Origin of the sequence: Bartonella clarridgeiae ATCC 51734, from assembly GCF_000518185.1 — a bacterium.
Lineage (GTDB): Bacteria > Pseudomonadota > Alphaproteobacteria > Rhizobiales > Rhizobiaceae > Bartonella > Bartonella clarridgeiae.
On record NZ_JADC01000004.1, the window covers coordinates 1 to 8,916 of the forward strand.

10 protein-coding genes and 1 tRNA gene are annotated in these 8,916 nt (G+C 40.2%); 6 read left to right on the forward strand and 5 right to left on the reverse strand.

The annotated features are described in order from the left end of the window. Positions 1–17: 17 nt before the first annotated feature. The 4 genes from T420_RS0100225 to T420_RS0100240 all read right to left on the reverse strand — a co-directional run bounded on the left by T420_RS0100225 (position 18) and on the right by T420_RS0100240 (position 2,088). Positions 18–635 (reverse strand): lambda exonuclease family protein, encoded by a 618-nt coding sequence (locus T420_RS0100225; protein WP_013545493.1) that lies wholly within the window; start codon positions 633–635, stop codon positions 18–20. 245 nt (positions 636–880) lie between these two features. Further along, positions 881–1,072 carry a hypothetical protein gene (locus T420_RS0100230; RefSeq protein WP_013545494.1) on the reverse strand — a complete coding sequence of 64 codons (192 nt, stop codon included), beginning with the start codon at positions 1,070–1,072 and terminating at the stop codon, positions 881–883. A 10-nt stretch (positions 1,073–1,082) separates the two neighbouring features. After that, positions 1,083–1,463: a hypothetical protein gene (locus tag T420_RS0100235; protein ID WP_013545495.1), complete on the reverse strand. Its 381-nt coding sequence runs from the start codon at positions 1,461–1,463 to the stop codon at positions 1,083–1,085. A 307-nt stretch (positions 1,464–1,770) separates the two neighbouring features. After that, a complete protein-coding gene (locus T420_RS0100240) occupies positions 1,771–2,088 on the reverse strand; it encodes a helix-turn-helix domain-containing protein (protein WP_013545496.1) in 318 nt (105 codons plus the stop codon). A 428-nt stretch (positions 2,089–2,516) separates the two neighbouring features. Between T420_RS0100240 and T420_RS0100245 the strand changes: the two genes are divergently transcribed. The 3 genes from T420_RS0100245 to T420_RS0100255 all read left to right on the forward strand — a co-directional run bounded on the left by T420_RS0100245 (position 2,517) and on the right by T420_RS0100255 (position 6,098). Then, entirely contained in the window at positions 2,517–3,389 is an 873-nt protein-coding gene (locus T420_RS0100245; protein ID WP_026501033.1) for a YdaU family protein, read from the forward strand. 1 nt (position 3,390) lies between these two features. Continuing rightward, entirely contained in the window at positions 3,391–5,391 is a 2,001-nt protein-coding gene (locus T420_RS06765; RefSeq protein ID WP_013545498.1) for a toprim domain-containing protein, read from the forward strand. Between the two features lie 101 nt (positions 5,392–5,492). Then, positions 5,493–6,098 (forward strand): hypothetical protein, encoded by a 606-nt coding sequence (locus tag T420_RS0100255; RefSeq protein ID WP_013545499.1) that lies wholly within the window; start codon positions 5,493–5,495, stop codon positions 6,096–6,098. A gap of 300 nt (positions 6,099–6,398) precedes the next feature. On the opposite strand, the gene T420_RS0100265 is transcribed toward T420_RS0100255, so the two are convergent. Continuing rightward, positions 6,399–6,483: transfer RNA gene (locus T420_RS0100265), tRNA-Leu, on the reverse strand. Between the two features lie 174 nt (positions 6,484–6,657). On the opposite strand from T420_RS0100265, the gene T420_RS0100270 reads away from it, so the two are divergent. The 3 genes from T420_RS0100270 to T420_RS0100280 form a co-directional block, all read left to right on the forward strand. Then, the gene (locus T420_RS0100270) at positions 6,658–7,266 is read left to right on the forward strand and encodes a YqaA family protein (protein WP_013545501.1); all 609 of its coding nucleotides are present in this window, start codon (positions 6,658–6,660) and stop codon (positions 7,264–7,266) included. Between the two features lie 12 nt (positions 7,267–7,278). Further along, entirely contained in the window at positions 7,279–7,845 is a 567-nt protein-coding gene (locus tag T420_RS0100275) for a disulfide bond formation protein B (RefSeq protein WP_013545502.1), read from the forward strand. Positions 7,846–8,178: 333 nt separating this feature from the next. Continuing rightward, positions 8,179–8,916 (forward strand): VIT1/CCC1 transporter family protein (locus T420_RS0100280; protein WP_026501034.1); only part of this gene is annotated, 738 nt, incomplete at its 3' end.

The following is an 8,916-nucleotide window of genomic DNA, read 5'->3' on the forward strand; positions in this document are numbered from 1 at the left end:
TTTATAGAATAGATGCATCATAGATGCATTGTTTTAAGACGATGCACCATCACTGCCAAGGCATCATTAAATCGGTTGATTTCTATTTCGAGCCTCCGAATATAGGCCTCATCACGATAAGCACGCTTAATCAAAGGCGGCATATCTGGCCAATAGAACATTAAATCGATCCATTCGCGTTGTGCAATCCACAGTCCTCCTTGACATTGTGCTTTATGTTCGAGAGGAAAGTTTTTTTGCGTATAATAAGGGATTAAAATTTCAGGCTTTTTTGTTTTAATTTCCAACATCCCGTTTGTCCCAACCAAAGCATCTGGAGAGGCGCCTTTCAAACGATCTTCTGCCAAAATGAAACCAACGCATTCAGGCTCTGTCTGTGTGAGAGTTCCATAAAGCTGACGCGCCTGTGGTTCCAATTCTATTCCGCGCCGCATAGGCAACGTTATCGCTTCCTCGACGGACTTTCCTGTTATTCTTTCTCCGGCAAGTTTCATCATAACAGAGTTATATTTTTGGGTTTTTTTGCCATCTTGTTTTTGTGCAACTACCATCTCGAACAAAGAAGCGGTAATCAAACCATTGCGCGCTTGGCGCCATTCATCTGTTCCTTGAACACAATCAATAATCGTTGGCATTTAAATGTTCTCCCCTTTTGCCATTCTTTTTCATTTGTGAAATTTTTTCTTATCCTTGAAGATCTTTCCTTTACACACAAACATCTAACAAACCCGATCAAAGCTCATACAATCGCATTTCCCCAACTACACACAGCTGAGGGTATGCAGCCATAGGGCCAACACACCCGCCATCTTTCCTTTTTCTACGGCTTTTTATCTCTCAAAGTTGATTTTTGTAGACTGTGATGAGAAAATACGCATAGCTATTTTTGCGCCACATAAAAATCATAACGCTGATATTGAAGCGCTAACTTCTGTGCCACGGTCTCTGCCTCATATTGTGAAGTAAAAGGACAGGCATTTTTTTGTTGTGGTTCCAATTTGATGACATTTTGGTCATTTCCGACATAATAGAGTGGTAACCCGTAAGAAAGTGTTTTGAGATAACTTTTCATTATTTTTCCCTCAATATTTATTCAGCACATCAGACCACCGCAAACGATGCTGTTTTTCATAAGATCCGTAGAGATTATCTTCGTATTCTTGAGCGACTTTTTGATCTAAATAAGCATGATAAGCATCACTATTGAAAATGAAAGGATGCATTTGTTCATCCTGTTCATAGCTATCGTGTATTTTCATATAGAACTCGGCGATTTGCTCACTCACATCATCGGCATGTAACGATCTTAAGTCGAGACGCAAGAGTCGGGTCACATTATCGTATTTATCGACCAGTTCGAGTGCTTCTTCTTGCTCAATAGGGCCATCATAGGCATCATTGATCTCATCTTCACAAAGAATGACAAGAATTTCATCCTCTTTAACGAATGGCACATCTTTCATAAAATTTTCCCCTCTTAGGTAGTTGATAAAGCTAAGCTTTGTCTTGACATGATCAAATATAGCGTTAGTCTTATATCCTCTATGGAAGATATGTCAATTATTTTATCCTTAATAAAAGATATACTATGGCTTTTGACAATGTTCAAATAAAAACGAGCACGAGAACTATTAATCTCTTGTTCCCACCTTTTGCATTGTTTCTGATTGCTCTTAATCCATAAATTTTCAACAAACGGGGGGGCTGAAATGAGTGATTTTGAACTACTACAATCTTGGAAAAAACTTGACGTAAAAACACAACAAGCTGTTATGTTTTTTCTCCATCGGTTGGTCGACGCAAAAGAGTCAAAATGGCCTTCCTCTCCTCAGGAGAAATCTGCAAAACGAGATCAATAAACTCTTGATCTTCGGGCATTGCGCCTTTTCCATAGAGAATATAACTCATACTGACATTAATTGCATGACAGACATGATAGAGTGATTCAATCGTCGGCTCTTTTCCTTCAGAAAGGATTGAATGCAAATACCCGGCACCTTTGCCTGCAGCGAGTGAAATAGACCGTTTTGACCGTCCACTTTTTTGAAGTGCTTCCTGCAATCTTTTACGCCAACCATCAATATTCATAGTCTTATCCTATAGCCTGTCTTTAAAAAAATATGTTCCGTAATAAAATTGACTTGCTTTATCTCCTAAAGAGGATAAAATTAGAAAAATTTTCATTTATTGGAGGGCTCATCATTTTTTATTTTTTTCATCAAAAAACAATCATCACTCCCGGGTTAGAAAGAAATTTCTCAAAAACCCCTGTATTGTTACTTTGTCCTCTTTAATTTTTACCCTTTATACAACCTCAAATTGCAAATCTCTAGATCCTGTATAATTGATGAGTTAATTTTAAGGAAATACACAAAAAAATGATCATCTACCAGAACAAAACAGAAACATTTTAAAAATCGTCAACTTTATCAACGCACTTTGAGAGCTATTACAAAACACTTTTCGCTTTTTACCCGCTTTACTCCAGATTGAAACAAAAGAAAGTTTATTGAACCATGAAACAAGTTCTACACTCAGAATTTCCTCATTATGAATCATCGATACTTCCTTATGTTTGTTGGTACCAGAATGATTTTCTTGGTGGAGTTCGTGGAATGCGAGCCCATGAAATTGGTATTTACACGATTCTTTTGAATGAAATGTACGCGCGAGGTCGTCCTTTAGATTTATCGGTAGAACGTTTAGCGCGTCTTTGTGGTTGTGACAAGCGGACTTTTGAAAGTGTTTTAGAAATGTTGATAACGGAGGGGAAAATATTAAACCTAGCCAGTGGACTTTGGAACGCGCGTTGTGAAACTATTTTTCATGAACGCACAAAATTGCTTGAGCAAAAATCCTCTGCAGGTCGTTCTTCGGCAAAAAAACGCAAAAAAATCAATGATCAGTTTCAACATCTGTTCAACGCCTCTCCACCGGATGCTGAACGTAACTCAGAAGCTCAGAAAGCAGAAGAAAAAGAAACATCTATCGGTGTTTCACAAAAGAAACATTCTTCGGTTGTTTCCTCTTCCTCTTTTTGTGATGTTTCTCACCCTAAAGGAAAAACGCAGGGGTGTCGTCTTCCCTCTGAGTGGCGTGCTGATATTGCGGCAGCGATTTCGGAAGGTCTCAGCGAAGAGCAAGCACATTGGCAAGAAAAAAAGTTTCGTGATTATTGGCAAGCGAAGAGCGGCAAAGAAGCTATGAAGGTTGATTGGTCAGCCACCTGGCGCAATTGGTACCGCCGTGAAATTGAGCGTTTAAAAGAAAATGATAAACGGCTTTCTGTTTTGTCTTCTGCAGCTTTTTCAGCACGCTCTACATCTGCCTTGAGCAGTGCCAATGAAGAAACTCTTTACAGCAGCCTTATCAATTATCAGGTTTATTAAAATGAGCACACTTTTTGAAATTAAACAAAGGCTAACTGCTCAAGCAGGCTCTATTGCAGAAATGCTTCTTCCACAAGGCCGCAAACGTGGCAATTCATGGGTTGTTGGCAATATCCGCGGCGAAGCGGGACAAAGCCTATCGATCAGCTTAAGCGGCAGTAAAGCAGGCCTTTGGTATGATTTTGCTGAAGGCAGCGGCGGAGATCTTCTTGACCTATGGTGTAGCGTTAAAGGAATCAGCCTTTCTCAAGCACTTGATGAAGCGCGCGCTTATCTCAATCTTTCTCGTCCCAAGCCTTTCATGGCGCCCCGCCATCAGTATCGCACTCCCTCTGTTCCCAAAATGAATATTCCTCAACATCAGGTTAAAACATATTTGCACAAAGAGCGTCATATTCCGCTTGAAATTTTACAACGGTACCAAATTGGGGAAGAGGGTAATAAAATTATTTTTCCTTTTTATAAACCGGATGGTACCCTTGCCCTAGTGAAAGAGCGCTTAGCCGAAAACGGTGCAAAGGCGAAACCAACGCTTTCTCAGTGTGAACCGATTTTATTTGGCTGGCAAGCTTTATCCTCCAAAGAGCGTGCTTCGACGGATCGGACCCTTGTTATCACCGAAGGAGAGATTGATGCCCTTTCTTTAGCAGCCTATGGCTATCCAGCTGTTTCAGTTCCCTTTGGTGGAGGGAAAGGGGGCAAACAAAATTGGATTGAGAATGAATTTGATCATTTAGAATCCTTTGAAACCATTTTTTTAGCCACAGATATGGATACACCGGGTGAAGAAGCGGCTTTTGAGATTGCTCATCGTCTTGGTCGCCATCGATGTTATCGTGTCCGGCTTCCTGACAAAGATGCAAATGCATGTTTACAAGCAGGTGTTGATGCTTCCATTATCCACGAAGCTTTTTTACAGGCTCAAAGCTTTACACCAAAGGGGCTACGTCATGCTTTGGATTATAAAGAACAAGTGGTCAACTTATTTTACCCTCCTGCAAAACAGCATCTTGGCTATACGGTTCCCTATCCAAAATTGAATGGTAAGCTTTATTTTCGTCCTGCAGAATTGACCCTCTGGAGCGGGGCCAGTGGTGCGGGTAAAAGTCAACTTTTATCCGATTGCATTCCCCATTGGATTGAGCAAAAAAGCCGTCTTTGCTTAGCTTCTCTTGAAATGAAAGGCGAGCAATCTTTGCGTCGTTTAACGAAGCAAACAGGTGGTACCGACCAACCAACGAAAGAAATGATTGAACGTGTTCTTCATTTTTTAGACGCAGGTCTTATTCTGTATGAGCATGTAGGCAAATCGAACGTTGACGCTCTGTTAGATGTTTTTGACTATTGCCGTGCAAAATACGGCTGTGATCAGTTTATTATCGACAGTTTAATGCGTCTTGGGATCTCCTCCGATGACTATGCAGGACAAGAACAAGCTGTTTACAAAATAGTTGATTGGGCAGTTTTAAACGCCGTCCACATTCATCTTGTAGCGCATGCTCGCAAAAGTGGTTTAGAAAAGGATGTTCCAGGCACAGAAGACATTAAAGGCGCCTCAGAAATTGGTGCCAATGCTTTTAACATCATCACCATTTGGCGTAATCGGTCTTTAGAAGATAAAATTTTTTCCGCCCATCAACCAGAAGAAAAAGCAAATTTAGCGCAACGTCCAGGTGTCATTATGAATATCGCCAAACAACGCTCTGGTGATTTTGAAGGGAAAATCGGTCTCTGGTTTGATCCCAAAACTTACCGTTATCGTTGTTCTTCTGCTGCTCTATCGACTCCGCGATGTTATATTGAACGCGGCCACAACAGCTCTTTGAAACCAAAAGAGGGTCCTCCTTCCTCTCACACATCCCATCATTTCTCTACACTCCCTCTGCCACAAGAATCTCCTTCTTTTCCCCTTCCATGCTCTTCCTCTACAGAGCGCAACCCTTCCAATACAAAAGAATCATTCTCCTTAAAAACAAAGCCTCAATCAACTCACATTCCTTAAACCTTTCAACATCTTCCACCCCACCCCTTACAGAAACCGCTATTTCAGTGCTTCTCTTGTCAAATAACAATTAACAATACCCACATCTTTGAAGAAACATCATGACCCATCTACCAAAAACAAAGACTACAATCATCTCCACAAAAAAACATAAATCTTCCCATCTTTCCCCCTCCATGCCCTTGCCCTGCAAAAAGCAACCCATTGGTCACTTAAAAACCCAAGAAGTGATGATTGAAACCAGCAATCCTTCCTTTCAACCCACATCTCCAATCAGCACTAAAAACCCACGCACCACCCTTGCGATTATCGATACCCACAGCCGCCCCATTGCTCTTTTATATAAGAAAGGACATATCAACCAAGCACAATATAAAGCAGCGGAACGCTTTTATGTTTATTGGCGTCAATGCCAAGGTGATACACAAATGAGTCTCGATTTGACCACTCAAAAAGTGGATAGTAGTCAGAGATATATCCACCCAATTGAAGCCCAAACAAATGCCCTCAAACATTTACAAACGGTCAAGATTCACTTAGGTATTCTTGGATATAAACTGGTTGAACAGGTGGTTGGTTATGATCAAGCATTTAAAGAATTAAGTCCCTCCAAACGCAAACAAAATTCTCTTGCCGATCATTTACGAGATTGTTTAGACTTGCTTGCTGTCCACTGGGGCTATGCGAATCACACAAGCACACCTTAGCTTTTTGAAAAGCATGTATCACATTCTTCATCACCATCTCATTTCTCCTCCTCTTCTCCCTCTTCTGTTATTCTGTTCTTTCTATCCCCGCTTTCTCTGCATACGTACTCTCTTTATAAAAACTCTTTTTTATAAAACCCCTTTTTGAGCGCCTCTCTTTGCCACATCCCTCCGAAGAATGATTCCAAAAGAAAATCTCCCTAAGAGCATCTTCATAAACATCAGAAAGACTGGAGAGCATTTTTACTCCCCAATCTGGGTTTAAAAACAAAAGGATATTATATAAAATATGAGATAGATTGGTGCGGGTGGTCGGACTCGAACCGACACTCCTCTCGGAACCAGATTTTGAGTCTGGCGCGTCTACCAGTTCCACCACACCCGCACAATACATATAATAAAGGACTACTTGTTCCCTATTTTTTTGCACTATATAAGGAACGACAGATTCGTCAACACTAGACTTTTTTTTTCGTAAAAATTGACTATTTTTTGTCTCATTCAGGCTTTCTGAGATCCCCTTGAATCTCTTTGCCTTTTTGAATTGTCGGAAGAAATAATGATCTTGAACTCAGTAAAACTCTGGACGATTTCACTAGCAAAGCGCCACACCGCACCTTATTGGCTTGGTTTTATTGCTTTTATTGAAAGTTTTATATTTTTTATTCCGGCGGATGTTTTGTATATTCCCATAACACTTATTCGCCCTCAAAAAGCATATTGCTATGCTTTTATTGCAACAGTTTCTTCTGTTCTCGGGGGTATTTTTGGATGGTGTCTTGGTTATTTTGCCTTTGATATGATTGTCAAACCTCTTTTAGAATTCACCAATCAATACGAAAATTTTCAAACATTACACAATGATACGACTCAAGAGTTCCTAGGAATATTATTGACTGTTTCTGGTCTCACACATCTTCCTCCTATCAAAATTACCACCCTTCTTGCAGGCGTTACCCATTTTAATCTTTGGCTTTTTATTCTTCTCTGCATCCTTTCTCGTGGAACACGTTTCTATTTTTTTGCTTGGTTTATTCAGCGTTTTGGCTCTCAAGCGACCCACTGGCTTTCTCATCACTTTAAATGGTTCATACCACTTGGTTTTCTTTTGCTTTTGTTCATGTATGGATTATACACTCTTTTTCTCAAATCATATTTCTCTTTTTAAGGCGTGCACACAATGACTTCTTCTCAATGTCCTTTCACCCAACATCTTCACTGCACATTCAGCGACAAAGAAAAAAAAATATCGATTCTTGTTCTTGCCGTTCTTCTATTCATTCCCATTGGTATCGCCCTTGTTTTTGAATATATTGGTGGCTTTCTTCCCTGTCAGTTGTGCGTTATTGAACGCCTTCCTTATTATGGTTCTCTCATATTTGTGGGTGTTGCTGGCCTATCAATACGATTTTTCCCCTATTCTGTTTGGATACGGTCTCTATTCTGGGGCATTTTTATATTCATGACCATTAGCCTTGCCTTAGCAATCTACCACGCAGGTACTGAATATCACTTTTGGGACACTCCGAACAATTGTATTTCATCCTCTACCATGATCGTAACAGATGCCTCTCAACTCTTAAATCAATTAAACGCTATTCAATCTCCTTCCTGTAATCAAGCAGCAGGGTATTTTTTATTTCTCTCCTTTGCTGAATGGAATGCCGTTGCTAGTTTATTGTTGATGTTTATCAGCCTATTTGTTGCTTCAAAAGGTATTCTCGCAAAACATCCTAAACAACCGTAAAGAATCAAAGGGAGAAGCACCTAACACACACAAAATCTTCAAGCTTCTCAATCGTCCTTTATCACCCAAGAGCTTCCAGCTCTCAAAAACTTCCAACCCCAAGAAAGCCTCCTGCCCCAAGAGCTTCCAACCTAACAGGATCTTCACTCACCTAAGGTGCCGTTAACTTGTGTTCCCCAACTAACCTTGAGACTTACCCTAGTCTTTTTCCGCAAAGAAAATTTACTCTAAAAGAAACAAATTTTGCATTGACTTCATTATTTTCTTTTTATATTTTAGAATAATTCTAAATGAATTATATGAGTCACAATGTTCAAGCATTTCTCTCCCTCTATGTCGCAAAAGGCCTGCTCCTCTTGCACAACGCAAGAAATTGTTGCCCATGCTACCCAGTTAAAAAAAGACCATGCTGCACTGTATTTAAAATATGCAAAAGCATTAGAATCATCTTGTCCTAATCAAGCTTTGATTCTTGCAACCATGAGCCACAACGAGCTCCAACATCACAAGCAATTACTTGACCTTTCATGTCATATGAATTCAGGAACCTTGCATTCATCGCTTGACAACTTCCCTTTTTCATCCTTTTCTCCTACCTCAGCTTCCTCTCACTCCTCTGAAGAGACAGATCAATCTATCCTCACACCTCATCAAAAGAAAACTCTTTTAACATGGATTCAACCGGGCCTTGCCGGATTAATGGATGGTTCCATTTCAACGCTTGCTCCTATTTTTGCAGCAGCTTTTGCTACAGGTGATACCTATAAAACTTTTTTAGTGGGTCTTTCAGCATCGATTGGAGCTGGTTTTTCAATGGGATTCACAGAAGCGCTCCACGACGACGGTAAATTATCTGGTCGCGGCTCTCCCGTAAAAAGAGGAATTGCTTGTGGTCTGATGACAATGCTTGGTGGTTTAGGCCATACTATTCCTTATTTGATTGACTCCTTTTTCTTAGCAACACTTATTGCTTTCATTATTGTATTTTTTGAGTTAGGGGCTATTGTTTGGATCCAAAATAAATTCATGTCCACCCCCCTACGACGTGCCTCTCTCCAGATTATTTTCGGT

Coding starts and splice junctions, on each gene's coding strand:
- T420_RS0100225 (WP_013545493.1), bottom strand. CDS start 635: ATGCCAACGATTATTGATTGTGTTCAAGGAACAGATGAATGGCGCCAA.
- T420_RS0100230 (WP_013545494.1), bottom strand. CDS start 1,072: ATGAAAAGTTATCTCAAAACACTTTCTTACGGGTTACCACTCTATTAT.
- T420_RS0100235 (WP_013545495.1), bottom strand. CDS start 1,463: ATGAAAGATGTGCCATTCGTTAAAGAGGATGAAATTCTTGTCATTCTT.
- T420_RS0100240 (WP_013545496.1), bottom strand. CDS start 2,088: ATGAATATTGATGGTTGGCGTAAAAGATTGCAGGAAGCACTTCAAAAA.
- T420_RS0100245 (WP_026501033.1), top strand. CDS start 2,517: ATGAAACAAGTTCTACACTCAGAATTTCCTCATTATGAATCATCGATA.
- T420_RS06765 (WP_013545498.1), top strand. CDS start 3,391: ATGAGCACACTTTTTGAAATTAAACAAAGGCTAACTGCTCAAGCAGGC.
- T420_RS0100255 (WP_013545499.1), top strand. CDS start 5,493: ATGACCCATCTACCAAAAACAAAGACTACAATCATCTCCACAAAAAAA.
- T420_RS0100270 (WP_013545501.1), top strand. CDS start 6,658: ATGATCTTGAACTCAGTAAAACTCTGGACGATTTCACTAGCAAAGCGC.
- T420_RS0100275 (WP_013545502.1), top strand. CDS start 7,279: ATGACTTCTTCTCAATGTCCTTTCACCCAACATCTTCACTGCACATTC.